This window comes from Streptomyces sp. NPDC042100, assembly GCF_055582325.1.
Genome location: NZ_JBVJDK010000011.1, coordinates 1 through 26,626, shown reverse-complemented (window position 1 = coordinate 26,626; position 26,626 = coordinate 1). Strand labels below are relative to the sequence as shown.

18 protein-coding genes and 1 riboswitch are annotated in these 26,626 nt (G+C 74.9%); of the genes, 11 read left to right on the top strand and 7 right to left on the bottom strand.

Annotation, left to right across the window (positions count from 1 at the left end; genetic code table 11):
* The first annotated feature begins 49 nt into the window (after nucleotides 1-49).
* The 5 genes from ACZ6J5_RS24215 (at nucleotide 50) to ACZ6J5_RS24195 (ending at nucleotide 6,253) form a co-directional block, all read left to right on the top strand.
* Nucleotides 50-1,084, top strand: a complete 1,035-nt coding sequence (locus ACZ6J5_RS24215) for a PLP-dependent cysteine synthase family protein (RefSeq protein WP_469394786.1) — start codon at nucleotides 50-52, stop codon at nucleotides 1,082-1,084.
* Nucleotides 1,081-2,358, top strand: a complete 1,278-nt coding sequence (locus tag ACZ6J5_RS24210; protein ID WP_469394784.1) for an MFS transporter — start codon at nucleotides 1,081-1,083, stop codon at nucleotides 2,356-2,358. The genes ACZ6J5_RS24215 and ACZ6J5_RS24210 overlap by 4 nt, the downstream gene beginning before the upstream one ends.
* 103 nt (nucleotides 2,359-2,461) lie before the next feature.
* A complete protein-coding gene (locus tag ACZ6J5_RS24205; protein WP_469394782.1) occupies nucleotides 2,462-3,691 on the top strand; it encodes a PP2C family protein-serine/threonine phosphatase in 1,230 nt (409 codons plus the stop codon).
* A gap of 201 nt (nucleotides 3,692-3,892) precedes the next feature.
* Nucleotides 3,893-4,039: riboswitch (cyclic di-AMP (ydaO/yuaA leader) on the top strand.
* Nucleotides 4,040-4,050: 11 nt separating this feature from the next.
* Nucleotides 4,051-5,130, top strand: coding sequence for a M23 family metallopeptidase (locus tag ACZ6J5_RS24200; RefSeq protein WP_469394781.1), 1,080 nt, complete (start codon nucleotides 4,051-4,053; stop codon nucleotides 5,128-5,130).
* 175 nt (nucleotides 5,131-5,305) lie between these two features.
* On the top strand, nucleotides 5,306-6,253 hold the full coding sequence (locus ACZ6J5_RS24195; protein ID WP_469394779.1) for an aldo/keto reductase: 948 nt from the start codon (nucleotides 5,306-5,308) through the stop codon (nucleotides 6,251-6,253).
* 20 nt (nucleotides 6,254-6,273) lie between these two features.
* Here ACZ6J5_RS24195 and ACZ6J5_RS24190 read toward each other — a convergent pair whose 3' ends face one another.
* The 4 genes from ACZ6J5_RS24190 to ACZ6J5_RS24175 all read right to left on the bottom strand — a co-directional run bounded on the left by ACZ6J5_RS24190 (nucleotide 6,274) and on the right by ACZ6J5_RS24175 (nucleotide 11,414).
* Nucleotides 6,274-7,587 carry a PrsW family intramembrane metalloprotease gene (locus tag ACZ6J5_RS24190; RefSeq protein ID WP_469395219.1) on the bottom strand — a complete coding sequence of 438 codons (1,314 nt, stop codon included), beginning with the start codon at nucleotides 7,585-7,587 and terminating at the stop codon, nucleotides 6,274-6,276.
* A 215-nt stretch (nucleotides 7,588-7,802) separates the two neighbouring features.
* A complete protein-coding gene (trmB, locus tag ACZ6J5_RS24185; protein ID WP_469395217.1) occupies nucleotides 7,803-8,624 on the bottom strand; it encodes a tRNA (guanosine(46)-N7)-methyltransferase TrmB in 822 nt (273 codons plus the stop codon).
* 83 nt (nucleotides 8,625-8,707) lie between these two features.
* Nucleotides 8,708-9,910, bottom strand: coding sequence for an L-2-hydroxyglutarate oxidase (gene lhgO, locus ACZ6J5_RS24180; protein WP_469395216.1), 1,203 nt, complete (start codon nucleotides 9,908-9,910; stop codon nucleotides 8,708-8,710).
* Between the two features lie 73 nt (nucleotides 9,911-9,983).
* The gene (locus ACZ6J5_RS24175) at nucleotides 9,984-11,414 is read right to left on the bottom strand and encodes an MFS transporter (RefSeq protein ID WP_469394777.1); all 1,431 of its coding nucleotides are present in this window, start codon (nucleotides 11,412-11,414) and stop codon (nucleotides 9,984-9,986) included.
* Nucleotides 11,415-12,097: 683 nt separating this feature from the next.
* Here ACZ6J5_RS24175 and ACZ6J5_RS24170 point away from each other — a divergent pair.
* The 3 genes from ACZ6J5_RS24170 (at nucleotide 12,098) to ACZ6J5_RS24160 (ending at nucleotide 17,786) form a co-directional block, all read left to right on the top strand.
* The gene (locus tag ACZ6J5_RS24170) at nucleotides 12,098-14,206 is read left to right on the top strand and encodes an asparagine synthase-related protein (protein WP_469394775.1); all 2,109 of its coding nucleotides are present in this window, start codon (nucleotides 12,098-12,100) and stop codon (nucleotides 14,204-14,206) included.
* Nucleotides 14,207-14,278: 72 nt separating this feature from the next.
* Nucleotides 14,279-14,470, top strand: coding sequence for a hypothetical protein (locus ACZ6J5_RS24165; RefSeq protein WP_469394773.1), 192 nt, complete (start codon nucleotides 14,279-14,281; stop codon nucleotides 14,468-14,470).
* A gap of 88 nt (nucleotides 14,471-14,558) precedes the next feature.
* Complete coding sequence (locus ACZ6J5_RS24160) at nucleotides 14,559-17,786, top strand: ATP-binding protein (protein WP_469394771.1); 3,228 nt, start codon at nucleotides 14,559-14,561, stop codon at nucleotides 17,784-17,786.
* Here the strand turns inward: ACZ6J5_RS24160 and ACZ6J5_RS24155 are convergent.
* Nucleotides 17,773-19,794, bottom strand: coding sequence for a sigma-70 family RNA polymerase sigma factor (locus ACZ6J5_RS24155; RefSeq protein WP_469394769.1), 2,022 nt, complete (start codon nucleotides 19,792-19,794; stop codon nucleotides 17,773-17,775). The two genes, ACZ6J5_RS24160 and ACZ6J5_RS24155, sit on opposite strands and share 14 nt — an antisense overlap.
* 227 nt (nucleotides 19,795-20,021) lie before the next feature.
* Nucleotides 20,022-20,780 carry a TetR/AcrR family transcriptional regulator gene (locus ACZ6J5_RS24150; protein WP_469394767.1) on the bottom strand — a complete coding sequence of 253 codons (759 nt, stop codon included), beginning with the start codon at nucleotides 20,778-20,780 and terminating at the stop codon, nucleotides 20,022-20,024.
* 353 nt (nucleotides 20,781-21,133) lie between these two features.
* Here ACZ6J5_RS24150 and ACZ6J5_RS24145 point away from each other — a divergent pair, with 353 nt between their 5' ends.
* Both ACZ6J5_RS24145 and ACZ6J5_RS24140 read left to right on the top strand, forming a co-directional pair.
* Nucleotides 21,134-22,510, top strand: a complete 1,377-nt coding sequence (locus tag ACZ6J5_RS24145; protein ID WP_469394765.1) for an NAD(P)/FAD-dependent oxidoreductase — start codon at nucleotides 21,134-21,136, stop codon at nucleotides 22,508-22,510.
* A 106-nt stretch (nucleotides 22,511-22,616) separates the two neighbouring features.
* On the top strand, nucleotides 22,617-24,266 hold the full coding sequence (locus ACZ6J5_RS24140) for an ATP-binding SpoIIE family protein phosphatase (protein ID WP_469394763.1): 1,650 nt from the start codon (nucleotides 22,617-22,619) through the stop codon (nucleotides 24,264-24,266).
* 15 nt (nucleotides 24,267-24,281) lie between these two features.
* On the opposite strand, the gene ACZ6J5_RS24135 is transcribed toward ACZ6J5_RS24140, so the two are convergent.
* Complete coding sequence (locus tag ACZ6J5_RS24135) at nucleotides 24,282-25,559, bottom strand: MFS transporter (protein ID WP_469395214.1); 1,278 nt, start codon at nucleotides 25,557-25,559, stop codon at nucleotides 24,282-24,284.
* 145 nt (nucleotides 25,560-25,704) lie between these two features.
* Between ACZ6J5_RS24135 and ACZ6J5_RS24130 the strand changes: the two genes are divergently transcribed.
* Nucleotides 25,705-26,271 (top strand): MarR family winged helix-turn-helix transcriptional regulator, encoded by a 567-nt coding sequence (locus ACZ6J5_RS24130; RefSeq protein ID WP_469394761.1) that lies wholly within the window; start codon nucleotides 25,705-25,707, stop codon nucleotides 26,269-26,271.
* Nucleotides 26,272-26,626: the final 355 nt, after the last annotated feature.

The following is a 26,626-nucleotide window of genomic DNA, read 5'->3' as shown; positions in this document are numbered from 1 at the left end:
CGCACGCCCCGCAGGCCGGGGCTGCCCCACCTCAAGGACGTCACCCCCCATGAGCAATCCCGCCAACCTGCTCTCCGTGGCACGGCAGACCGTCGGCAACACCCCCGTCCTGTGGATGGACGACGGATACTGGGCCAAGCTCGAAGGTTTCAACTTCGGCGGCATCAAAGACCGCGCCGCCCTCCACATGGTCGAGCAGGCCCGCCGCCGAGGCGAGCTGCGCCCCGGCGCCCCCATCGTCGAGTCCACCTCCGGCACCCTCGGCCTCGGGCTGGCGCTCGCCGGGATCCTGCACGGCCACCCCGTCCACGTCGTGACCGACCCCGGGCTCGAACCGATCGTCGAGCGGATGCTCACCGCGCACGGCGCGCACGTGCACGTGGTGCCCGAGCCGAGCCCGCACGGCGGCTGGCAGCGGGCCCGGATGGACCGGGTCGCCGAACTGCTGCTCGCCCTCGACGGGGCCTGGTGGCCCAACCAGTACGGGAACCCCGACAACCCGCGGGCGTACGGCGGGCTCGCCGCCGAGCTCGGCGAGCAGCTGGACCGGGTCGACGTGCTGGTCTGCGCGGTCGGCACCGGCGGCCACTCGGCCGGCATCTCCCGCGCGCTGCGCGCCGGCGGCAGCCCCGCCCTGGAGCTGGTCGGGGTGGACTCGATCAACTCGACCGTCTTCGGTCTCCCGGCCGGCGAGCGGCTGATGCGCGGGCTCGGCTCCTCCATCCACCCGGAGAACGTGGACCACGCCGCCTTCGACGAGGTCCACTGGGTGGGCCCGGCCGAGGCGGTACGGGCCGCCCGGCGGCTCGCGTCCCGGCAGTTCGCCACCGGCGGCTGGAGCGTGGGCGCGGTCGCGCTGGTGGCCGGCTGGCTGGCCCGCACCCGGCCGCGCGGCACCCGGATCGCCGCCGTCTTCCCCGACGGGCCGCAGCGCTACTTCGACACCGTCTTCAACGACGAGTTCTGCGCGAAGCACGGACTGCTCGACGGTCCCGTACGGGAGGAGCCCGCCGGGTACGCCGAGGGCGAGCCGGTCAGCGGCTGGACCCGCCGGGTGCTGGAGCGGGCGGAGCGGGTGCGTTGAGCACGACGGCGGCGCCCTCCCGGGGCGGGATCTGGAAGCAGAGCCTCGGCTTCGACCCGGCCGTACGGCTGCTCTTCCTCAACCAGCTCACCATCAATCTCGGCTTCTACATGCTGATGCCGTACCTGGCCGCCCACCTGGCCGACGGCCTGGGCATGGCGGCCTGGGCGGTCGGGCTCGTCCTCGGCGCGCGGAACCTGTCCCAGCAGGGCATGTTCCTCGTCGGCGGCGCGCTCGCCGACCGGCTCGGCTTCAAGCCCCTGATCGTCGCCGGGTGCGCGCTGCGGACGCTCGGCTTCGGGGCGCTCGCCTTCGCGCAGTCGCTGCCGATGCTGATCGCGGCCTCGCTGGCGACGGGTCTGGCGGGCGCGCTGTTCAATCCCGCCGTACGGGCGTATCTGGCGGCGGAGGCGGGGGAGCGGCGCGTGGAGGCCTTCGCGCTGTTCAACACGTACTACCAGGCGGGCATCCTGCTCGGGCCGCTGGTCGGGGTGGCGCTGACCGGGGTGTCGTTCCGGCTGACGTGCGTGGTGGCGGCGGTGCTGTTCGCCCTGCTCACCCTCGTACAGCTGCGGCACCTGCCGGTGCGGCGGGAGGTGCCGGAGCCGGCCGGGGCGCCGGGGGCGGACGGGAAGGCGCGCGGGCAGTTCCGGACCGTGCTGGCCAACCGGGTGTTCTGGCTGTTCTCGCTGGCGATGACCGGCTCGTACGTGCTGTCCTTCCAGGTCTATCTGGCGCTGCCGCTCGCGGCGGACAGCACGGCGGTGACGACGGCGCTGTTCGTGGTGTCGGCGCTGGTGGCGCTGGCCGGGCAGCTGCGGATCACCGCCTGGTGCAAGCGGCGGCTGAGCCGGGAGCGCTGTCTGGTGCTGGGGCTCGCGCTGATGGGCGCGGCCTTCCTGCCGCCGGCGCTGCTGGGCGGCGGGCGTTCGCTGCCGGGGCTGCTGCTGTGCGCGGCGCTGCTGGCGGTGGCGAACGCGGTGCTCTACCCGTACGAGATGGACACCGTCGTCGCCCTCGCCGAGAACCGCTGGGTGGCCACCCACTACGGGCTCTACAACACCGTCTGCGGGATCGGCATCACCCTGGGGAACCTGGGGACGGGCGCCCTGCTCGACCTCACCGGCTGGTCGGCGGTGCCGTGGCTGACGCTGTGCGCGGTGGGTCTCGGCTGCGCGGTGGCCATGGCGGCGCTGGCCCGGGGCGGGCGGCTCGCGGTCCGGCCGGCCGTAAGCCAGTCGGCCGAGCGCCGGTCGCCGTCGGAGACCGGCTGACCGCACCCTGGGGAGGGCGCGGGTCCTCCCGTCGCCCTCGGGGCGGTCCCGGGTCCGTACGGGCCGGGTCCGGCCGGGGCCGGGTCCAGGCGGGAGAGCAGCGGTGGCGCGAGCGGCGGTGCGGGACGGGCCGGGCGGCGGCGGTGACGGGGTCCTCGGGCCGTACGCCCTCGCCCGCCGGTTCATCCGGGCGCTGCCGCCGCTGATCATCGTGGGCGGTGTCTGCTTCGACCTGGCGACCCCGCCCGAGTACACGGCGGCGCCGCTGTTCTCGGCGGCGCCGCTGATCGCCGCCCCCTTCTTCTCCACGCTGACCACGCTGCTCACGGGCGTCGCCGCCGTCTTCGCCAGCGTCGGGCTGCACGTCTACAACGGCACCTCCGACCACATCCCCTCGCTCACCGAGACGCTGACGGTGCTGACCGTCTCGGCGCTGGCGATGCTGATCAACCGGGTGGTGCGGCGCAGCGGCGAGCGGCTGGCCTCGGCGCGGGTGATCGCGGAGACGGCGCAGAGGGCGGTGCTGCCGCAGCCCGCCGAGCGGATCGGGGGGCTCCAGATCGCGGCGCGGTACGAGGCGGCGGAGGCGGACGCGTTCATCGGCGGCGACCTGTTCGCCGTACAGGACACGCCGTACGGGGTGCGGCTGGTCGTCGGCGACGTGCGGGGCAAGGGGCTCGACGCGGTGGAGGCCGTCGCGGTGGTCATCGGCGCCTTCCGCGAGGCGGCGGAGCTGGAGCCGACGCTGGAGGGCGTGGCGCAGCGGCTCGAACGGGCGCTGGACCGGGAGGGCACCCGGCGGGACGGGCTGGACGCCTTCGAGGGGTTCACGACGGCGGTCCTCGCGGAGATCCCGCGCGGCGGGGGCTTCGTACGGGTGGTGAACCGAGGGCACCCGGAGCCGCTGCTGCTGTACGGGGACGGGGCGCTGGCGCGGTTGCGGCCGAGCGAGGCGGCGCTGCCGCTGGGGATGGGGGAGCTGGCGGTGTGGCCCGACCGGGCCGACGAGACCCCGTATCCGGCGGGCGCGACGCTGCTCCTGTACACGGACGGGCTTTCGGAGGCGCGGGACGGGCACGGGGTCTTCTACGACCCGGCGGAGCGGCTGGCGGGGCGGCTCTTCCCCGGGCCCGAGGAACTGCTGGACGCGCTGGTGGCGGACGTGCGCCGGCACACGGGCGGGGGGTCGACGGACGACATGGCGCTGCTCGCGGTGAGCCGGCCGGCGGCGGGGCAGCCGGAGCGGCGGCGGACGATGCCGGTGGTGTCGCCGGGGGCGGTGCCGGACGGGAGGCTCGGGGGGACGCCCCCGACGGGTGGTGACGGCTCGTAGTCGAGGGGTGTCGCTCCGATAACAATTGATACAACGTCAGATTCCGCCTGTGACGGGAATCCCGTCTGACCGGGGGTCAACTCGGGCCATTCCCTCCCAATTCAGCTAATGATCAAGGGGAGCGGCTTGGAATCGGGAGGCCGTGTCTATTAACGTTCGATAACGCAGCGCGGTCGTCCCAGCCGTCGCAAGAGACGGCACCGTGCGCGCGCGCCGAATTCCGCAAGGGAACCGGGGAACCACCACTTGGGGTGAATCGGGCCACGTCGCACCCGTGCGGCACACCCGTAGGAGACCTTCCTGCTCCGAACCCGTCAGCTAACCCGGTAGGCGAGAAGGAAGGAAAGGAGAGCGCCTCCGTGGCGTCCGACACCCCCGCTCCCGAAGCCCCCTTCGACTCTTTCGGCGCCTATGGCGCCGCGGGCACGGGCGGGGAGGAATGGAACCCCACCGAGGAATCGATGCGGGCCCAGAACCGCGCCGGCGGCCGGCACCGGGTCGTCAAGCAGCGCTCCAACTTCGCCCGCTCCTCCACCGTCCTCGGCGTCGGCGTCATCGCCGCCGTCGGGGCGGGCGGCCTGGCCACCGCCCAGGAGAAGCCCAAGGTCTCGATAGCGCTGCCCGACCTCGGCCTGCCCGCCGCCTCCGAGCTGCCCGGCATCGGCGACCTGATCGGCGGCGGCGACGCCAAGGGCTCCGACGAGGGCACCGGGACCGCGAACGCCCCGCAGCCGCTCACCGCCCTCACCTACACGACCCCCGAGGACGGCACCACCGCCGACGCCCCGGCCGGCTCGAAGCAGCAGGCCGACGCCGGTGAGGCGCTGCGCGCCCGCATCCTCCAGCAGGCCGAGCAGCAGCAGGCCGCCGCCGACGCCGCGGAGAAGGAGGCGGCGCAGAAGGCCGCCGCCGAGAAGGCGGCGACGGAGGCCGCGGCCAAGGCCGAGGCGGCGGAGAAGGCGGCGGCCGAGGCGAAGAAGAAGGCCGAGGCGGAGGCCGCCGCGAAGGCCGAGGCCGAGCGCCTGGCCAAGCTGGCCGCCAGCTACGCGCTGCCCACCTCGTCGTACACCCTCACCTCCACCTACGGCGAGTCCGGCTCCATGTGGTCCTCCGGCTACCACACCGGCCTGGACTTCGCCGCGCCCACCGGCACCCCGGTCAAGGCCGTCCACAGCGGCACCGTGAAGTCGGCCGGCTGGTCCGGCTCCTACGGCTACCGGATCGTGCTGGAGCTCGCCGACGGCACCGAGGTCTGGTACTGCCACCTCTCCTCGATGACGGTCGGCGCGGGCCAGTCCGTCGGCACCGGCGACACCATCGGCCGCGTCGGCGCCACCGGCAACGTCACCGGCCCCCACCTCCACCTGGAGGTCCACACCCCGTCCGGCGGCGGCATCGACCCGGCCGGCTGGCTGCGGTCGAAGGGCCTGAGCGTCTGACCGCCGTCGCGGGCGGCGGGGCTGGTGGCCGGTCGGGCGGCGGGTCGAGTGGCCCGGGCGGCGGGTCCGGTGGCCGGTCCGGCGTCGCGGGCGGCGGGTCCGGTGGTGCCGGGGTCCCGGGCGGTCGGTCCGCCGTGACGGAATAGGCCCGGCGGCGCGGGGGGTTGATCACCTCATGACTTCTCTCCGCGCACTGGGCTCCTCCGACCTGCACGTCTTCCCGCTCGCCCTCGGTGGCAACGTCTTCGGCTGGAGCGCCGACGAGGCGCAGTCCTTCGCCGTCCTCGACGCCTACGCCGCCGCGGGCGGCAACTTCGTCGACACCGCCGACACGTACTCCTCCTGGGTCGAGGGCAACGAGGGCGGCGAGTCCGAGACCGTCATCGGCCGCTGGATGGCCTCCCGGGGCAACCGCGCGGACGTCCTCGTCGCGACCAAGGCCGGCGCCCACCCGCGCTTCAAGGGGCTGGCCGCGCCCACGATCAAGGCCGCCGCCGAGGAGTCGCTGCGCCGTCTCGGCACCGACTACATCGACCTCTACTACACGCACTTCGACGACGAGTCCGTGCCCGTCGAGGAGATCGTCACCGCGCTCGACCAGCTCGTGAAGGACGGCAAGGTCCGGGCCGTCGCCGCCTCCAACATCTCCCCGGAGCGGCTGCGCGCCTCGCTCGACTTCGCCGAGTCCGAGGGCCTCGCCCGGTACGTCGCCCTCCAGCCGCACTACAACCTGGTCTCCCGCGAGACCTACGAGGGCGAGCTCCTGGAGACCGCCGAGCGGGCCGGGCTCGCGGCCGTGCCGTACTTCTCGCTCGCCTCCGGCTTCCTCACCGGCAAGTACCGCCCGGGCACCGCCGTCGCCAGCGTCCGCGCCGGCAGCGCCGGGCAGCACCTGGAGACGGAGCGGGGCCGCCGGGTGCTCGCCGCGCTCGACACGGTCGCCGAGGCGCACGACGCCGAGCCCGCCACCGTCGCCCTCGCCTGGCTGGCCTCCCGCCCGACCGTCGTCGCGCCGATCGCGTCGGCCCGCACGGTCGAGCAGCTGCCCGCCCTCGTCGCCGTCGCCGACCTGGAGCTGACCGGCGCCGAGCTCGCCGCGCTCGACGAGGCCTCGGCGGTCTGATCCGCCGGGCCCGACACGCCCTAGCTGCGGTACGGGTTGTAGCCGCCGTAGTCCAGATACTGCGGCGGCGCCCAGACGCGGCCGGTGGCCCGTGCCGCGTGGCTCAGCGCGGGGGAGGCCACCTGGCGGCGCTGCCACAGGTGGTGCAGCAGCTCCTGCTCGCGGGCCGCGAAGTCCGGGGCCGCCTGGCCGAGCCCGGCCCGGTGGCGCAGGAAGGCGAGGGTGGTGGCGAAGGCCTCGTACTCGCCGACGGCCTGCGCGCCCTGCTTCCCGAACGTCCGGGCGGCGAAGCCGCGGGCCAGCGAGCGGGCCCGCATCGAGGAGAGCGCGAGCGGTTCGTCATGGGCGAGCCAGCCGGCCGCCGCGTAGGCCGGGAGCTCGCCGGATATGGTCTGCAGCTCCCTCTGCCGGCTCCATATCGCGAGCCAGGTCAGCAGGGCGAAGACCGGGACCATGAACATCCCGTACACCGCGAGGAACGCCAGCGGGTGGAAGGACGCCGACCCGTTCCACAGGGCGTGCAGGCCCATGGCGAGCAGCAGACCCGTGAGCGGCAGCAGCACCAGTCGTGTGCGGCGGAAGCGGGCGCGGGCCGCGAGCAGGGCGGCGAAGCCCAGGCCGAGCCCGGTGAGCGAGGTGAAGAGGGGGTGGGCGAACGGCGACATGATGATCCGGACGAGGAAGGTCCCGATGGTCGTGGAGCCGAGGCCGGCGGAGCCGATCTCCTGGTCCTCGCCGAAGGCGTTGCCCAGGTAGAGGATGTTCTCCGTGAAGGCGAAGCCGGTGGCGGTGAACCCGGCGTAGACCAGGCCGTCGACCGGGCCCGTGAAGTCCCGGCGGCGGAAGAGGAAGAGCAGCAGCAGCGCCGCGCCCTTGGCGGTCTCCTCCACGACCGGGGCGACGGCCGTCGCGCCCAGGGTGTCGGCCGAACCGGGGTCGGCGGTGGCGCCGCTGATCCACTCCACGGCGAGGGAGTTGGCCAGGATGGCCACCAGCGTGGAGGCGAAGGCCCCCCAGGCCAGGGCGAACAGCAGGTTCTTCCAGGGGGCCGGCTCGACCCGGTCGAGCCAGCGGAACGCGGCCAGCAGCAGCGGCACGGGCAGCACGGCGAGGCCGAGCCCGACGAGGAAGCCCTCGGTGCCGGTCTCCTCCCGCACCAGCGCGAGGATCGCCAGCGCGCACAGCACGAGCAGGGTGATCAGGACGATGGCCCGCAGCAGCTTGCTGCGCCAGAACGCGCGCCGCGGCTTGTACCGCCACTTGGCGCGCTCCGGGACCGCGGTGAAGTCCGGCTGGTCCGTCTCCAGGGCGGGCACGGGCGCGGGCGCGGGGATGAACGCCCCGGCGGGCGCGGGGGCGGGCTCGGTGGCGGAGGTGGCGGATCCGGCGATCGGGTTCGATGACACGGACCGACCCTAACGAGCGCCACCGACAGCGGCGAGGGGGTTCTCGCAGCCTGTGGAAAACCCGGCCCCCCGCCCGGCGCGGGCCCCGGCCCTTCGCCCGGAGTGGCACCCGCCCGCCGGGGGCAGCGCCCGGCCCGCCGGGGTCAGCGCCGCCGGAACAGCAGGTCGTGGACGACGTGCCCCTTGTCGAGGCCCTGCCCCTCGAAGCGGGTCAGCGGCCGGTGGCCGGGCCGGGGCGCGTAGCCGCCGTCGGCCTGGGTGTTCTCGAAGTCGGGGTGCGCTTCGAGCACCTCCAGCATCTGCTCCGCGTACGGCTCCCAGTCCGTGGCGCAGTGCAGCACGCCGCCGGGCTTGAGGCGGGGCGCGAGCAGGGTGAGGAAGTCGGGCTGGATCAGCCGCCGCTTGTGGTGCCGCTTCTTCGGCCAGGGGTCCGGGAAGTAGACCCGGCAGCCGTCGAGGGACTCGGGCGTGAGCATCTCGCGCAGCAGGATGATCGCGTCGCCGTTGGCGACCCGGACGTTCTCCAGGCCGTTGCGGTCGGCGAGTCCGAGCAGGTTGCCCTGGCCGGGGGTGTGCACGTCCACGGCGAGGATGCCGGTGCCGGGGTCGGCGGCGGCCATCTGCGCGGTGGCCTCGCCCATGCCGAAGCCGATCTCCAGGACGACCGGCAGCCCGCCGAACATCTCGTCCAGGTCGAGCAGGCGCATCCCGTCGATGTCGAGGCCCCAGTCGGGCCACCGCTTCAGCATGGCCTCGGCCTGGCCTGCGGTGACGCGGCTGCGGCGGGGCTGGAAGCTGCGGATCCGCCGCTCGAAGTGCGAGCCGGCCGGGTCGGGCGAGGGGCCCTCGCCCGGCGCGAACATCCGGCTGCCGAGCCGCGCGGCGCGCTGCTCGGCCAGGGCGCGGTCGGCCGGGGTGGTCCCGGCGGGACCGGCGGGGACCGCGGGGGCGGTCGGCGGGGTCATCTCAGGCTGCTCAGACACAATGCCCCGATTCTACGGGGAGCCCGGCACGCCCGTCGTGGCCGCGGGCGCCCGCCTGCCGGGGCCTACAGCAGCGCCAGCGCCCGTCCCGCGACCTCACGGCCGATCGGCAGGGAGGCGGTCGCGGCGGGGGACGGGGCGTTCAGCACGTGGACCGTGCGGACCGACTCGCGGATCAGGAAGTCGTCGACCAGGGTGCCGTCCTTCAGCACGGCCTGCGCCCGCACACCAGGGGTGGCCCGCCGCAGGTCGCGCTCCTCGACGATCGGCAGCATCCGCCGCACCGCCTCGGTGAAGGCGCGCTTGGACAGCGAGCGGTGCAGCTCGCCCGCCCCGTACCGCCAGTGCGCCTTGGCGATGGCCCAGCTGCCCGGCCAGGCGAGGGTGCCGGCGAGCTCGCGGGGGCGGACCACCGACCAGCCGTATCCCTCGCGGGCGAGCGCCGGGACCGCGTTCGGTCCGACGTGGACGCCGCCGTCGATGCCCCGGGTGAGGTGCACCCCGAGGAAGGGGAAGGCCGGATCGGGCACCGGATAGACCAGGCCGCGCACCAGGGAGGGGTCGGCCAGCTCGTAGTACTCCCCCCGGAAGGGGACGATCCGCATCTCCGGGTCGTCGCCCGCGAGCCGCGCCACCCGGTCGCAGTGCAGCCCCGCGCAGTTGACCAGGACCCGCCCGCGCACCACCCGCCCGGCCGCCGTGCGCACGGCCACGCCCCAGGGGCGCCGGTCCACGGCGGTCACCGCCGACCCGTACAGGATCCGGGCCCCCGACTCCTCGGCCAGCTTCGCCGCCACCGCCCCGTAGTCGACGATGCCGGTCGAGCCGACGTGGATCGCGGCCACGCCCCGCACCCGCGGCTCGTACTCGCTGATCTGCGCCGGGCCGAGCTCGCGGACCGGGATCCCGTTCTCCCGGCCGCGCTGGACGAGGGCGTGCAGCCGGGGCAGCTCCTCGCGGTCGGTGGCGACGATCAGCTTGCCGGTGACCTGGTGGGGGATGCCGTACTCGGCGCAGAACTTGACCATCTCGGCCGCGCCCTCGACGGCGAACCTGGCCTTGAGGGAGCCCGGCCGGTAGTAGATGCCGCTGTGGATCACGCCGCTGTTGCGCCCGGTCTGGTGGCGGGCCGGGGCGTGCTCCTTCTCCAGGACGGTGACCCGGGTGCCCGGCGCGGCGCGCGTGATCGCGTACGCCGTCGACAGACCGACGATCCCGCCGCCGATCACCAGCACGTCACAGTCGTAGTCATAGCGGACAGACACCAGCGCCACCTCCCACCCCTGATAGTGCACTGGCCCACTGACAATCCCGCTAAACCGCCCGGGTCTGGGACGCGCGTCACGCCGGAGCCACGAGGAGCGGGCGGGCGCGCTCCCGGAGCTCCATGACCCGGGGCTCGTCTCCGTACGGTTCGAGCCGGTTCAGCAGGTCTCGTACGTATTCGGTGGTGCGGGCGGAGGAGATCCGTCCGGCGACCTCCACCGCCAGGGTGCCGGCGGCGCAGGCCGCGTCCAGGTTGCCCGACTCCAGCTCGGCCACCGCCGACACCACCAGCCGCAGGCCGTGCGAGCGCACGTACTCCTCCGTCGGGCGGGACAGCGCCTGCTCGGTGAAGCGCCGCACCTGCCGGGGCAGCTTCAGGTCGCGGTAGCACTCGGCGGCGTCCGCGCAGAAGCGGTCGTACGAGTAGAAGCCCAGCCACGTCGGGTCGGCGTCGCCCGCGCGGGAGCGCTCCAGCCAGCCCTCGGCCGCCTTCAGGGCCGCCGCCGCGGCGGCCCCGTCGTTCGCCTTGGCGTGCGCGCGGGCCTCGACGAGCCGGAAGAACGACATGGTGCGGGCGGTGGCCAGGCCCCGGTTGCGCTCCAGGGCCGCCTGCGCCAGGTCGACGCCCTCGTCGGCGAAGCCCCGGTAGGTCGCCTGGAGCGACATGGACGCCAGCACGTACCCCCCGAGGGGGACGTCGGCCGCCGCGCGCGCGAGCCGCAGCGCCTGGATGTAGTAGCGCTGGGCGGCCTCCTGCTGGCCGGTGTCGAAGGCCATCCAGCCGGCCAGGCGGGTCAGCTCGGCGGTCGCGCCGAACAGGGCGCGCCCCACCTCGTCCGAGTAGGAGCCGAGCAGCAGTGGCGCGGCGTCCACCCTTAAGCACTCGGGCACCATCGAGGAACGCCAGTCCCCGCCGCCGTATTTGGAGTCCCAGCGGCGCGCGTCCTCGGCGGCCTCGCGCAGCTTGGCGACGTCGCTGTGGCCCACCCGCGCGTGGCCGCCCGGCTCGCCGGCCGCCGGGGGCCGGGCGGCCTGCCGCTCGACCGAGGGGTCGGCGGGCGTGATCAGCCAGCGGGAGGCGGGCGTCGCGTACGCGCTCACGGCGAAGGAGCCGGCGAGCGACTGCCAGATCCCGCCGCCGCCGCGGCGGCCGGCGAGATCCAGTCGGTACAGCTCGGTGGCCGAGCGGACCGCCTCGCCCACGTCGCGCGGGAAGGCGAGCCCGACCTCCGGCGCGGGGTCGGCGTCGGCGAGCCCGATCTCGTGCAGCGGCACGGGCCGCCCGAGCTTCTGGCCGATGGCGGCGGCGATCAGGTGCGGGGCGGCGCCCTGCGGCACCATGCCCTTGGACACCCACCGGGCCACCGACGTCTTGTCGTACCGAAGCGTCAGGCCCCGCTGCGCACCGAGGTCGTTGACGCGCCGGGCGAGCCCGGCATTGCTGATTCCCGCGAGGGCGAGAACCGTGCCGAGCTTTTCGTTCGGCCCGCGTTGCTCCCTGGACATGACGCCACCCCTCGACACGACCACCCGGACGGCCGCCACGACGCCGGGCATAGGCGTGCGGCATTCGTAAACACAGCGTAGTTCGCCGCATCCCTACCGTTAAGGGGCGGAGTTCCGTATGGCGAGATTGTTGTGTGATGGACTGAGCGGTCCCCGCGCGGGCGCCGCCCGTGCTCCCGGCGTGTGGCCGTGCGCCCGCCCGTGCGCTCTCGCCGGTCCCCCGGGGGGAGCGCTTCCATGAGTGCTGCGTGGGTCGGCCCACTTGGCCGAGGACCGTTGTCCGGGTCCGGTGGGCTGGGGGACACCGCCGCCCCATTCCCCGCGGGCGGCGGACGGCTCCGGGAGGCGACCGCCTCCCGGACTGCCGCGAGTACGCGCCGGGTTGGGGTGTGCGACCCGGGGCGGCGGCGCCGGGCCCCGGCAGGTCCGCGCGGGGCGGCCCCGGACGGCCGGGGGCCGTCGATGGTCGCCCCGGAACCCGAGAATGGCTGAAAATCGACGGTCGCCCTCGGCTGTGGACGGACCGCCGGAGGACCACCGGCCGGCCGCCGCCGCATCGCCGGGCACGGCACCCGGCCGCTCGCAACTGGCCCATGCCAGGGGCGCATTCGCGCAGCTGTGATGCCTCCCGCGCGCCTCCGGCATGGCAGCATGTCCTCCACTCGACCTTTGTGGAGGCGGCGATGCGGTGGCTGGTGGGCTGGAGCAGTGTCGCCGCGCGGTACGGCGCCCCGCCCGGCTCTGCCGGGACCGTCGGCGACCCCGCCGAGGGACGCACGGTGCACCCGGTGGGCGCGCAGCTCCTGTGGGGCGACCCCGACCCGCTGTGGGCGGTCGGCGACTGGCGCCCCGACGAGGTCCGCGTGGTCGGCCTCGACGAACACACCCGCCTCGCCGTCCTCGGCTGCTGCGCCGCGAGCGACGACGAACTGCGCCGCGGACTCCTCACCGCGCGCGGGGGCGCACTGCGGCACCTGACCGCGTGGCCGGGCGGCTACACCGCCGTCGTCAAGGTCGGCCGGCGCGTCACCGTCACGGGCGACCTCGCGGGCGCCCGCCCCGTCTTCCACACCCCCTGGGCCGGCGGCACCGCCTACGGGACGGCCGCCCTGCCGCTCGCCGACCTCACCGAGGCCCAGCTCGACATCGGCCACCTCGCCGCGCTGCTGGCCTGCCCCGAGACCCCCGAGGCGCTGCGCGACTCCACCCCGTACGAGGGCGTGCGCCGGGTGCCGCCCGGCCACGCGCTCATCCTGCGCGAGGGCTCGCGCGAGATCACCGGCTACGACCCGGTCGCCTCCCTCGCCGTCGCGGCGCCCGAGGCCGACCCCCGGCAGGCCGTCGAAGGCGTCCGGGACGCGCTCGTCGAGGCGGTACGGGCCCGGCTCACCGCGCCCCGGCACGCGCCCGAGGCGCCGCTGCCCGACCCGGGGCCGGTGCCCGGCATGGGGCCCGCCGACCGGCGCGCGGCCCGAGGCGGCGGCCCCGCCCCCGGCATCGGCGCCGACCTCTCCGGCGGCAGCGCCTCCGGCACCCTCGCCCTGCTCGCCGCCGGGCTCCCCGGCGTCCCCGGCACCGTCCTCGGCCACGGCACCGGGGCGGGAGAGCGGCTGCTCGCCGTCACCTTCAACGACCTCGCGGGCGCCGGCAGCCGCGAAGAGCTCGCCCGCGCGGGGGAGATCGCCGCCAACCCGCGCCTCCACCACGTGGTCGTCACCGCCGGGGAGGAGGCCCTCCCGTACGCGGAGCTCGACGGGCCGCTCACCGACGAGCCGGGCCCCGCGCTCGTCTCCGCCGACCGCCACCGCAGGCGGCTCGCGGGCGGCAGCGCCGACCACTTCACCGGCTTCGGCGCCCGCCAGGTCCTGGACGCCCACCCGGCGCGCCTGGCCGACCTCCTGATGGACCGCAGGCGCCGCTCCCTGGTGCGCCCGGTCACCGCGCTCGCCAAGGCCACCGGCCCCTCGGCGGGCTCGCTCCTCGTCCCGCTCCAGGTCTACCGCGCGGCCCGCAGGCTCGCCCGTACGCCCTACCGCACCGGCCTGGAGGCCGCCGCCACCCGCGTCCTGGAGGCCAACCGGGCGCCCGGCGGCTCCTACGGCCCCCTGGAGGCCTCGCTCTCGGCCCTCGCCTGGTCCCGGCCCGGCCCGGCGGCGCGCTGGCTGACGGGGGAGGCGCTGGCCGAAGTATCGGTTCGCCTGAACCGGGCGGCGACCCTCCCCGCCGCCGTCCAGCGCCCCGGCGAGGCCCGCGCCCGCGCCGCCCTCGCGCGCGCGGCGGCCGACCACCGCGTCCTCGAACAGGCGGCCGAGATCCGCAGCCAGCGCCTGCACGCCCCGTTCCTGGACAACCAGGTCGTCCGGGCCTGCCGCGAGCTCCCCGAGTCCCTGCGGGTCCAGCCCGACGCCCGCGCCACCGTCCTGCGCACCGTCCTCGCGGGCGCCGGCATCCGCGACCTCCCCAGCGGCTGGGGCGCCCCCCACCCGGCCGTGCCGGCGGCCACCACCCGCGCGGGACTGCGCGCCGCGCTCCCGCACCTGATCGCCCTCTTCGACGCGCCGCTCCTCGCCGACGCGGGCCTGATCGAGGCGCGCGTGGTCCGCCGCGCCCTGCGCGCCGCCGCCGACGGCGAGCAGGTCCCCCTCGACGGCCTCGCCGACCTGGTCTCCACCGAGCTCTGGCTGCGCCGCCTCCTCGCCCGCCGAGGCTCCTGCTGGACCGGCACCGCCGCCCCCCGCCACCGCGCGGTACCGGGCCCCCTGATCCCGGCGGCACGCTCCCTCCCGGCGTAGCGGCGCAGCGGCGGACGGCCCGGGAGGTCGGCCCGGGAGGTCACCTCGCCCTCCACCGCCGGCCGGGACCGCGTGGAGAAGATCCGGGGATACGCCAACGCGGACATCCCCGTCTCTCTGCTCATCGACCGCGAGGCGGCTCAGGTCGTCGTCTGCTGGGAGCCCTCCGTGGACGCGTACCGGCACACCTCCTCCGACCAGCCGGGAGCGGTCGTCCCCCTCCCGGACCCCCTCGGCTTCGACCTCGACACCTCGGCGTTCTGACCTCCCCGGCCCGCCCGCCCCCCCCCCGAGCGCCCCTCTCCGGGGAAACCCCGAGGCGTCCCGTACCCCCAGCCGCGACAATGGCCCGGTGCGGTATCTCATCCTCGGCACCACCGACGCCCTCGACGGCGACGGCGCCCCGCTGCCCCTCGGAGGGGCCCGGCTGCGGGCGCTGCTCGCCGCGCTCGCGGTGCGCGGCGGACGGACGGCGTCAGTCGGCGAGCTCGTCGACGACGTGTACGGGGACGAGCCGCCGCACGACGCCCCCGCCGCGCTCCAGGCCCTCGTCGGACGGCTGAGAAGGGCCCTCGGCAAGGACGCCGTCGCCTCGGGCCCCGGCGGCTACCGGCTGGTCGCCGAGCCCGACGACATCGACCTGTACGTCTTCGAGCGCCGGGTCCGGGACGCCACCGCCCGGCTCGACGCGGGCGACCCCGCCACCGCCGCCGAGCTGCTCCGCACCGCCCTCGCCCTCTTCCGAGGCCCCGCCCTCGCCGACCTCCCCGCGCACGCCGGTGTGCGCCCCGAGGCGCAGCGGCTCGCCGCGCTCCGCCGGCGCGTCGAGGCCGACCTGCTGCGCGGCGCCACCGCGGGGCTCGTCCCGGAGCTCACCGAGCTCACCGCCGCGCACCCCTACGACGAGACCTTCCACGCCCAGCTCATCCGCGCCCTCCGCGCGGAGGGCCGCCCCGCCGACGCCCTCGCCGCCTACGAGGAGGCCCGCCGCACCCTCGCGGACGGGCTCGGCGCCGACCCCGGCCCCGAGCTCACCGCCCTGCACGCAGAGCTCCTCGCCGGGGACGCCCCGCCGGGCACCCGGGCGCCCGCCGCCCCGGCCCCCGAGCCCGGCAACATCCGCCCCCGCCTCACCTCCTTCGTCGGCCGCGAGCCCGAGCTGGCCGAGCTCCGCGCGGAGCTCGGCCGCTCCCGGCTCGTCACGCTCACCGGCCCCGGCGGCTCCGGGAAGACCCGGCTCGCCGAGGAGGCCGCCCGGCAGGCCGTCGGCCCCGCCGCCTGGAGCGCCGAGCTCGCCCCGCTCGACGACCCCGGAGCCGTACCCGGCGCCGTCCTGTCCGCCCTGCGCCTGCGCGAGACCCACCTCATCACCCGCGAGGGCCAGCCCGTCCAGGACGACCCCACCGCCCGCCTCGTCGAGCACCTGGCGCACCGCCCGCTGCTGCTCGTCCTCGACAACTGCGAGCACGTCATCGGGGCCGCCGCCGCGCTCGCCGAGGCCCTCCTCACCCACTGCCCCGGGCTGCGGATCCTCGCCACCAGCCGTGAACCCCTCGGCGTCCCGGGCGAGTCGGTCCGCCCCGTCGAGCCCCTCCCCGCCCGCCCCGCCCACCGGCTCTTCGCCGAGCGCGCCCGCGCGGTGCGGCCCGGCTTCCGCGTCGAGGACGACCTGGCCGCCGTCGACGAGATCTGCCGCCGCCTCGACGGCCTCCCGCTCGCCATCGAGCTCGCCGCCGCCCGGCTGCGGCTGCTGACCCCGCGCCAGATCGCCGACCGCCTCGACGACCGCTTCCGCCTCCTCACCTCCGGCTCCCGCACCGTGCTGCCCCGCCAGCAGACCCTGCGGGCCGTCGTCGACTGGTCCTGGGAGCTCTTGGACGCGCGGGAGCGCGCGCTGCTGCGGCGGGCCGCCGTGTTCGCGGGCGGCTGGGACCTGGCCGCCGCCGAGGCCCTCGACCCGGACCCCGCCGCCGACACCCTCGGGGTCCTCGGCGCCCTCGTCGAGAAGTCGCTCGTCGTCGCCACCCCGACGGACGAAGGCGAGATGCGCTACCGCTTCCTGGAGACCATCCACGAGTACGCGGCCGAGCGTGCCGCCGAGACCCCGGAGCCGCGCGCCGCCGCCGAGGCCGCGCACACCGCCCACTTCACGGCCCTCGCCGAGACCGCCGAGCCGCTGCTGCGCTCGGGCGAGCAGCTGCCCTGGATCACCCGGATCGAGCGCGACCTCGACAACATCCGCGCGGCCCTGCACCGCACCACCGCCACCGCCCCCGACGAGGCCGCCGCCCACCGGCTGGTCTTCGCCATGGGCTGGTTCTGGTGGCTGCGCAACTACCGCCCCGAGGGCCTCGCCTGGGCCGAACGGGCCCTCGCCCTCGGCACGGACCCCGAGGACCCGGCCGATCCGCGCCACTGGCCCCGGATGCGGCTGCGGATGCTCCACTTCTTCCTCGCGATCGAGAGCCAGGTCGTCGCCGACTACCGCGAGGCCCCGGAGACCGCCGCGACCATCGCCCGGCTGCGGGCCGCCTTCGCCGTCGAGCCCGGCCCCGAGTCCGCCCGCTTCCCGGGGCTGCTGTGGCCGTTCACGGCGTATCTGACCGACACGCCCGCCGACGTCCGTGCCCTGATGGACCTCGCCGTCGCCAACGCCCGCCGCCACGGTGGGGAGTGGGAGATCGGCGTCAGCCTGATGTTCCGCGCCCACATGGCCGTGGACATGCCCGGTGGTCTGACCGGCATCGACGCCGACCTCGCCGAGCTGCACGTCCTCTCCCGCGAGGTCGGCGACCGCTGGATGCGCGCCCAGGTCGCCAGCGCCACCGGCGAGGCCGCCATCATGCGCGGCCGGTACGCGCGGGCCCGCGAGGCGTACGAGGAGGCGCTGGCGCTGGCCCGCGAGGTCGGCGCGCACGCCGAGGCACCGTTCCTGCTCGCCCGGCTCGCCGAGCTCGACTTCCGCGAGGGCGACCCGGCCGCCGCCGCGCGGGGCCTGGACCGGGCGGCGGCCGAGGCCGAGAGCCTGCGCACCGGCGACACCGGGACGTACGTGGGCTTCCTGCGCGCCTACATAGCCCTGGACCAGGGGGACGTGGCCGCCGCACGCCGTCATGTGGAGGAGGCGGGCGCGCTGATCGGCTCGGGCACCCCGCCGCCGCACTTCGTGGCCGTGGTGTCCGGGCTGGGCGCCCGCATCGAGGCGTACGAGGGCGGTGGCCGGCTCGCGGTCGGCGCGGCGGCGGCGGCGCTGCGCGACGCCCTGCTGGCGCAGTGCTCCGAGTTCATCACGGCCGGTCTCGCCGAGGGCCTGGCCACCGCGCTCTCCCTGGCGGGCGAGCAGACGGCGGCGGTACGGATCCTGGGCGCCTGCGACGGCTGGCGTACGGAGATCCCGCGCGCGGTGTCCGAGATCCGCGAGACCGAGGAGGTCATGGCCCGGGCCCGCGCCGCCCTCGGCGCGGAGGTCTGCGCGGCGCAGCGGGCCGCCGGCCGCGGCCTCGGCACCGACGAGGTGCTGGCCCTGGCGGAGCCGTACGCGGCGGAGCGGCCGGGGGGCGGGGCCCTCAGGAGCAGCTGATCTGCGACCGGGCCCAGTCCGCGACCGCCGCCCGGCCGAACGGCGTGTGCTCCTCGACGACGAGCCGGAGCTGCTTGCGGCCCTCGATGTCCACGTGCACCGGGACGGGCGCGTCGCCGGGGCGGATCACCTCGGAGCGCCACAGCCGCTCGTCGTCCCCGTACACCGCGAAGCGGACGCCGCCGACCCCGAGCGGCAGGGTGATGTCGTCGATGCCGACGACCGCGTCGTAGGCGGTGCACTGCCGGTTGAGGTCGATCAGCAGGGAGGACGGGGCGTGCACGCTCACTCCGTGCGCGTACGGCGTGCCGCCCATGGACAGCCGGGAGCGCTGCCACATCCAGCTGCTCTCGCCCAGCCGGACCTCCGGCTTGGTGCCGTCGCCGAAGATCCCGTACTCCAGCCGGTTGATCTGGTAGACGGCCGGTGCCGGGCTGGGGGGCGGCTTCGGGGACGGCGTGGCCGAGGGCTTCGGCGGGGTGGGCGAGGGCTTGGGCTTCGGGGTCGGGGACGGCGTCGGCTTCGGGCTCGGCCGGACGGTCTTCGACGGGGTCGGCTTCGGCGCGGGCTTCGGCGGCGGGGGCGGCGCCTGCACGGGCGGCGGGGTCGGCTTCGGGCTGGGCTTCGGCGGGGGCGGCGCCGGGACGACGGGGGCGACGACCGAGGGCGTGGCCGTGGGCTGGGCGACCGGCTCCGGCTCGGCCCCGGTCAGCGCCCAGACCAGACCGGCGGTCGCGGCGACGGCGGCGACGGCGGCGATGCCCGCCTTCGCGGGGATGCCGAGCCCCTCGGCGGCCGCGGCGGACGTGGCCCCGGCCGAACCGGTGGCGGTCCCGGCGCCGGTGGCTGCGGCGGCGGCACCGGCGGCGCCCGCGCCCGCCACCCCGCCCGCGACGACGCCTGCCGCCTTGAGCGAGTAGCCGGCGGCGAACCAGCCGATGACCGCGATCGGCAGGATCGCGGGGATCCCGGCGTTCACGTGTGCCAGCTCACCGGCGGCGAGCCGGCACTTGGCGCACTCGTCGAGGTGCTTGCGCAGCCCCCGCTCCGCCCGCATCCGCAGCCCGCCGCGCGCGAACGCGCCGAGCCGGTCGGCATAGCGGGCGCAGTCGCCGCCCGCGGTGAGGGACTGGCTGACGTGCGCCTGGAGATACGCCTGCTTCAGCCCCTCGCGGGCCCGGCTGGCGAGTACGGCGGTGGCGTTGGCGGTGAGGCCGAAGAGCGGGGCGACCTCGCTGGGCGACTCCTCCTCGACGGTGGTGTGCCACAGCACCGCCTGCCAGCGCTCCGGCAGCGAGCGGAACGCCTGCATGGCCAGCGACTGTTCGGCCTCGTGCATGGCGAGCACGTCGGCGCCGAGGTCGAGCGTGTCCTGGTCGGAGACCTCGGAGCCGCGGGCGGCCTCGGCGGCGAACACCGCGAAGTCCTCGACCAGGTGCTCGCGCTTCTGCGTCTTGGTCCAGTTCGCGGCGACCCGGCGGACGGTGGTCAGCAGATAGGCGCGCACGGCCTGTTCGGGCCCGGCGCCCCCGCGCACCGCCTGGAGGGTGCGGGCGAAGACCTCGGCGGTCAGGTCGTCGGCGGTGTGCCCGTCGCGGCAGCAGGTCCTGGCGTAGCGGCGCACGGCTTCGGAGTGGCGCCGGAACAGCTCCTCGTACGCGCTGTCGTCGCCGTCCCGCATCAGCTGGACGAGCTCGGCGTCGGACGGCGGCAGGTCGTTCGGCGGCAGCACGCCCTCGTGCTCGTCGAAGACGGCACCGGACGGACCGCCGGCGGGCGATCCGGAAGTGGACCCGGAAGCCGGTACGGAAGCGGAACCGTGAGCGGCGAAGGCCCCGCCCTCGCGCTGCTGCGGAACGCTGGCCTCCGAGGCCGGCCCGCCGCCCGCGCCCGGACCGCCCGGGGCCCCGACGGGTCGGCCCTGGCTGGGCACCTGGGCGGAGGACGGGCTCCCGGCCTCCGTGGTGCCACCGGCGCCCGGCGTCTCGTCCCGACTGTCACCGCTCATCGCGGAAGCCCCCGTATGCACGCTCGGACCCGAACACCGGCCAAGCCTGCCACAGAGCGCGGGCATGCCGAACCCCCGCGTCCACTTACCACTCGTCCGGGGCGACTTACCGTCCCCGGGCGTAACCGGTCATCCGTTCGTGTGAGGGCCGGTGGTCACTCGGACCAACGACCCGTCACCCCGGTGTTCGACTCGACGGCCTGCCCGTCGTGCGCGCGAGCGTCCGCCTACCGCGAGCGCAGACCCTCCAGAAGGATGTCCAGCAGCCGCGACGAGGCCGCCGCCTGCTGCGCGGCGTCCGGCAGCGCGGGCGCGGCCGTGGCTATCACCAGCAGCACGTCGGACACCGTCACGTCCGGCCGCAGCTCGCCCGCCTCACGCGCCCGGTCCACCAGCCGGCCGACGACCTCCAGGAGCTCCGCGGCCCCCGCGTCGTCCTGCTCCGCCGCCGGCACCGCGCGCGGCCCGACGACCCGCTGCTCGCCCAGGTCACCGAAGCCGTTCACCGCGGGAGCGCCCGGCGCCACCGAGACCCGCTGCGCCGGAACCCGTGCCGCGTCCTCCGGCGCGCCTGCCGGGAGCAGCACCTCGTCCACGCCCACCCGCAGCACCTGCGGCGGCAGCAGCCGACCGGCGCCCGAGGCAACCGAGGTGCGCAGGAAGCGGGAGAGCGCCGACCACGGCTCGTCCTCCTGGCCGAGGGCCGTCCGCGCCTGGTCGGTGAGCCGCGCGGTCTCCTCCTCGGCTATCCGCCGGACCAGCACGTCCTTGCTCGGGAAGCGGCGGTAGACGGTGCCGACACCGACGCGGGCGCGGCGGGCCACGTCCTCCATCGGGGCTCCGTAGCCCAGCTCGCCGAAGACCTCGCGCGCGGCGCGGAGCACATGCTCCAGATTGCGCTGCGCGTCCACGCGCAGCGGCGCCGACCGCCCGTTCACCGTGCTCTGCGCCGTACGGACCTGCCCATACGAATCCTGAATCTGCATAAGCGTTCCCCCGCTCATGATGTCTCCCCCCGGAGACTCCCCGCCCTGACACGGAGCTCGAACCGTGCCGCGCCCGTGGTCCACGCACGACGATCCGACACTCCGACGAGGTACGAACATAGTTGAGTCCGGGTCAATTCAGAAGGGGCAGTTCCGTACGGTGCGCCCCCCGATCGGAGCAAGGCCCGGAACCCTCCCGATTCCGACCCCCCGTCCCACCGCCCGTCCCCACCCTGACCTGCGTGGTTCACCACACGCACGCGCCTTTCGCCACCCCGCGCCTCCGCACCGCTCCGGTCACACAATTTGCCGGGCCTGTGGACAAACCCCGGACGGCGTTGCGTCATGGGACGGTGACCGAACCTGTGCGCGTTCTCGTTGTCGGCGGTGGCTACGTCGGGATGTACACCGCGCTGCGCCTCCAGCGGCAGCTGAAGGCCGAGCTCAGAAGCCGCACGGCCGAGATCGTCGTGGTCACCCCCGAGCCGTACATGACGTACCAGCCCTTCCTTCCGGAGGCCGCCGCCGGCTCCCTCTCCCCGCGTCACGTCGTCGTCCCGCTCCGCCGGGTCCTCGGCCGCTGCCGGATCGTCATCGGCGAGGTCCACGCCGTCGACCACCCGAAGCGGGAGGTCGCCCTCTCCACCCTCGCCACCGAAGAGGAGGGCACCGGGCACGTCCGGCTCCGCTACGACGAACTGGTCATCGCCCCCGGCTCCGTCTCGCGCACCCTCCCGGTCCCCGGCCTCGCCGACCACGGCATCGGCTTCAAGACCGTCGAGGAGGCCATCGGCCTGCGCAACCACGTCATCGAACAGATGGACATCGCCTCCTCCACCCGCGACCCCGCGATCCGCGACGCCGCCCTCACCTTCGTCTTCGTCGGCGGCGGCTACGCGGGTGTCGAGGCCCTCGCCGAGCTGGAGGACATGGCCCGCTACACCGCGCGGTACTACCACAACATCAAGCCCGAGGACCTGCGCTGGGTGCTCGTCGAGGCCTCCGACCGGATCCTCCCCGAGGTCGGCGAGGAGATGGGCCGCTACGCCGTCCGCGAGCTGCGCGCCCGGAACATCGACGTCCGCCTCGGCACCCGCCTCGACTCCTGCGCGGACCGCGTCGCCGTCCTCAGCGACGGCACCCGCCTGCCCACCCGCACCGTCGTGTGGACCGCCGGTGTCAAACCCGCGCCGCTCGTCGCCGCCACCGACCTGCCCCGCACCGAGCACGGCCGTATCCGCTGCACCGCGCGCCTCACCGTCGAAGGTGTCGCACACGCCTGGGCCGCCGGCGACGCCGCCGCCGTCCCCGACCTCACCGCCGCCGAGCCCGGCCGCGACTGCGCGCCCAACGCCCAGCACGCCGTCCGCCAGACCAAAGTGCTGGCGGAGAACATCGCCGCTTCGCTGCGTGGCGAACCGCTCAAGGAATACGCACACAAGTACGTCGGCTCCGTAGCCTCGCTCGGGCTCCACAAAGGAGTCGCCCACGTCTACGGCCGCAAGCTCAAGGGCTACCCGGCCTGGTTCATGCACCGCGCCTACCACCTCAGCCGGGTCCCCACGTTCAACCGCAAGGCCCGCGTCCTGGCCGAATGGACCCTCTCCGGCCTGTTCAAACGCGAGATCGTGTCCCTCGGCTCACTCGAACACCCGCGTGCCGAATTCGAACTCGCAGCCGCACCACCGCCCGCGCCCAAGCCGTCCGGCGAGGACGAGCCCTCGGGCTGACATCACTGTCAGTGCACTCGTCCACACTGGACGTGTGACCATAGGTGGGCTCACACCTGCACAGAGTGACTCTGCACGGCAACGACACCACGAGGCATAGAGATCCGTGAACTTCACCCGTTGGAGCGCCCGGCTTCCCGGCACGCAGCGCCGCGCGGCGCGGGGCACCGAAGGCTCCGTGCCCGCGGCCCGCGGGGAGTACGGGCCGCAGCTGGAGCACGCCGACACCCCGGACACCGGGCCCGCCGACCCCACCGGGGTGCCCGCCCTGGAGGACTTCACCGTCCGCGAGATCGTCGGCCGCCTCCCCGGCCTCGTCGCCCTCGTCTACGGCCCGGAGCACCGCATCGCGTACGTCAACGACGCCTACGCCGCCGCCTTCGGCCCCCGCCCCGCCGGCGCCACCGTCGCCGACACCTGCCCCGAGGCGGAGGAGCTCGGCCTGCTCCCCCTCATGGACCAGGTCCTGCGCAGCGGCAAGCCCCGCACGGTCAAGTCCCGCCGCACCCAGGACGGCGGCTCCTACACCGTCACCTGCCTGCCCGTCGAGAGCCCCCGCCTCCCCGACGGCGGCGTCCTCGTCCACGCCGCCGACGTCACCGACCACGCCGAGGCCGCCGAGCGGCTGCGCGCGAGCGAGCGCCGCCACCGTGAGACCGCCGTCACCCTCCAGCGCTCCCTCCTCCCGCAGGAGCTGGAGCAGCCCGACGACCTGCGCCTCGCCGCCACCTACCAGCCCGGCGTCGCCGACGCCGCCGTCGGCGGAGACTGGTACGACGTCATCACCCTCGGCGCCGGCCGCACCGCGCTCGTCATCGGCGACGTCATGGGCCGCGGCGTCCGCGCCGCCGCCGTCATGGGCCAGCTGCGCACCGCCGTCCGCGCGTACGCCCGCCTCGACCTGCCCCCGCACGAAGTGCTCCAGCTCCTCGACGGCCTCGCCGCCGAGATCGACGCCAGCCAGATCGCCACCTGCGTCTACGCGGTCCACGATCCCAACGAGGGCAAGCTCGTCTACGCCTCCGCCGGCCACCTGCCGATCCTCGTCCGCCACGAGGACGGCACCGTCCGCCGCGCCGCCGACCCCACCGGACCCCCGCTCGGCACCGGCGGCTGGCTCCACACCTCCGGCACCATCGCCCTGCCGCCCGGCTCCACCGCCGTCCTCTACACCGACGGCCTGGTCGAGCGCCGCCGCGAGGACATCGACGAGGGCGTCGCCGCCCTGGAGCGCGCCCTCTCCGGCGCCACCGGCACCCCGCAGGTCGTCTGCGACCGGCTGCTCCGCGCCCTCGGCGTCACCGCGGAGCACGACGACGACGTCGCCGTCCTCGTCGTCCAGCACCCCGCCCGCAAGGGAGCCGTCGCCGAGCTCTTCCACAACGCGGCGCTCGAACTGCTCGGCGGCGTCGAGGCCGCCCCGCGCGCGCGGGCCTTCGCCTCCGGCGTCCTCGCGAGCTGGCGCTTCCCCGTGGAGCTGTGCGACCTCGGCGTCCTCGCCACCAGCGAGCTGGTGGCGAATTCCCTCCAGCACGGCAGCCCGCCCATGCGCCTGCGGCTGCGCCGCACCGACCGGCGCCTGATCATCGAGGTCACCGACGGGGACGACCACCTGCCGCGCCGCCGCCGGGCGGAAACGGAGGACGAGGCGGGTCGCGGGATTTCCATCATCGCGACGATCGCCTCGTCCTGGGGGAGCCGCCGGACCCCCGGCGGCGGTAAAGCGGTGTGGTGCGAGTTCGCCCTGCCCGACTGATCCCGGTACGGGGGATCAGACGGCCGTGGTCTCCTTCGCGGGCTGGTGCTTCGCCACCACCCGCGAGGTCTTCGCGGCCAGCGACGGCTGGTTCTGCACCGGCGTGAGCTGCTTCCCGAGCCGCACGGCCAGGAAGGTGATCCCGAGCGAGAACAGCACGAAGGTCACGATGTACGGCCCGTGCAGCGAGGCCCCCATGGGCCCGCCCACGGCCGGCCCGACCGCCAGCGCGAGCTGCTTGACCAGCGCGAACGCCGAGTTGTACGTGCCGACCATGGACTCCGGCGCCAGGTCCGCCACCAGCGGTGCCACGGTCGGCGACAACATCGCCTCACCGAGCCCGAAGAGGGCGTACGTGGAGATGAACGCCGCCGTCGCCATCGCCTGGCTGCCGTGGCCCAGGCCCGCGTACCCGGCGATCAGCCACGCCAGGGTCCAGATCAGGCCGACCGCGGCGATGACCCGGGTCCGCTTGCGGCGCTCGACGAACTTCAGCACCAGGAACTGCGCGGCCACGATGACGGCCGTGTTGGCGGCCAGCGCCATGCCCAGCGTCGACGGCGCGATGCCGGCGGCCTCGGTGCCGTAGGCCGCGAGACCCGACTCGAACTGTCCGTAGCAGGCGAAGAAGAGCACGAAGCCCAGCACGCACAGCTGCACCATCGCCTTGTGCCGGAGCAGCGCCTTGATGCCGCCGCCCTTCTCACCGGCCGGCCGCGCGCCCTGGAAGGCCGCCGCCGCGGGCATCCGGGTGGTCAGCGCGATCGCGCCGAGGACCAGGAACATCACGGACTCGATGGAGAAGAGCAGCAGGAAGCTGCTCGGCTGGTTCACGTCGACGATCTGGCCGCCGATGAGGCCGCCGACACCCAGGCCCAGGTTCTGCAGGAAGAACTGCGTGGCGAAGGAGCGCGTACGGGTCTCCGGCGTCGAGCACCAGACGATCATCGTCGCGAGCGCGGGCTGCATCACGGCCGCACCGGCACCGAGCAGCGCGGCGGCGCCGACGGCGGCGGGCACGGAATAGGCGAAGCCCATCCCGAGCGCGCCGACCGAGGCGAGGCCGGAGGCCACGAGCAGCACCGGCACGGGCCCGCGCCGGTCGATGGCCCGGCCGCTGAAGGGGAGGACCACGAGCGCGGCCATGGCGAAGACGGCCAGCACGATGCCCGCGGTGGCCGCGCCCAGATCCCGCACCTGAGCGACGTAGACATAGAGGTACGGCACGGTGAAGCCGAGCCCGAAGGAGCTCAGTGCGCTTCCTGCCTGAATCCGGCGCATCGCGGCGCCCATCGCCTTGGTCACACTTCACCCACTTCGGTCGCGGGTTACAGGCTTGTAGCTGTGAACCCTGAAGACTTCAACACTAAAATTCGATCCTTAACAATACACATAGAAGGACTTCAACGCCAACGAGCTCCGTGGAATACTCGGCCGCATGTCCGACACCCCCGAGCAGTCCGGCACGCGGTCCCCGCAGGAGCCGACCCTCGACGAGCAGATCGCCGCCTACCAGCGCGAGTTCCGCGACCTCGACCCCCAGGTCGAGCAGGTGGTCTCCGCGCTGGGCCGACTGAACCGCCGGATGAACGTGGCGTACGGCCGCCAGGTCGCCGACCTGGGCATCAGCAACGCGGAGTGGGAGGTCCTCAAGACCCTCGTCCTCTCCGGCACCCCGTACCGCCTCGGCCCCGGCGAGCTCGCCAAGCGCCTCGGCCTCACCCCGGCCGCGATGACCCACCGCATCGACCGCATGGCGGGCGAGGGCCTGGTCACCCGGGACCGCGACGAGAACAACCGGGTGCGGGTGATCGTGGAGCTGACCGACGAGGGCCGCCAGAAGTGGCTGGAGGCCATGCGGATGGCGACGGACTTCGAGGAGGAGCTCCTCCAGGACCTGTCGACCGAGGAGCGCGGGGTCCTGGGCGAGATGCTGATCCGTCTCCTCCGCCGCGTGGAGCTGACCCAGCCGGACGCCGGCGGCCGGCTGACCGACCTCGACTGAGGGTTGACGCGACCCGCCGGGACGCGTAGTGTTCTCCGAGTTGTCACGGAGCCGGAAGGTTCCAGGGCAGCCATCCCGCCGCGAAAGCGGCAACCTCAACTCAGCACGATCTCCCAACCGGGAAGAATTTCGGCATGCCGAAATTCATTTCGAAAGACTCGATTATGAGTCGCCGGGAAAATCCGCTAGAGTTTGAGACGTCGGAACGGCCCAACAGCCGGAAAGACAAAATCCCGCCGACTGGGAATCAGGCCCGAAAGGATCTGATAGAGTCGGAAACGCAAGAACGAAGGAAGCGCCCGGAGGAAAGCCCGAGAGGGTAAGTACAAAGGAAGCGTCCGCACCTTGAGAACTC

Coding starts and splice junctions, on each gene's coding strand:
- ACZ6J5_RS24130 (WP_469394761.1), top strand. CDS start 25,705: ATGTCCGACACCCCCGAGCAGTCCGGCACGCGGTCCCCGCAGGAGCCG.
- trmB (WP_469395217.1), bottom strand. CDS start 8,624: ATGACCCCGCCGACCGCCCCCGCGGTCCCCGCCGGTCCCGCCGGGACC.
- ACZ6J5_RS24170 (WP_469394775.1), top strand. CDS start 12,098: ATGCGGTGGCTGGTGGGCTGGAGCAGTGTCGCCGCGCGGTACGGCGCC.
- ACZ6J5_RS24135 (WP_469395214.1), bottom strand. CDS start 25,559: ATGGGCGCCGCGATGCGCCGGATTCAGGCAGGAAGCGCACTGAGCTCC.
- ACZ6J5_RS24195 (WP_469394779.1), top strand. CDS start 5,306: ATGACTTCTCTCCGCGCACTGGGCTCCTCCGACCTGCACGTCTTCCCG.
- ACZ6J5_RS24155 (WP_469394769.1), bottom strand. CDS start 19,794: ATGAGCGGTGACAGTCGGGACGAGACGCCGGGCGCCGGTGGCACCACG.
- ACZ6J5_RS24150 (WP_469394767.1), bottom strand. CDS start 20,780: ATGCAGATTCAGGATTCGTATGGGCAGGTCCGTACGGCGCAGAGCACG.
- ACZ6J5_RS24175 (WP_469394777.1), bottom strand. CDS start 11,414: ATGTCCAGGGAGCAACGCGGGCCGAACGAAAAGCTCGGCACGGTTCTC.
- ACZ6J5_RS24215 (WP_469394786.1), top strand. CDS start 50: ATGAGCAATCCCGCCAACCTGCTCTCCGTGGCACGGCAGACCGTCGGC.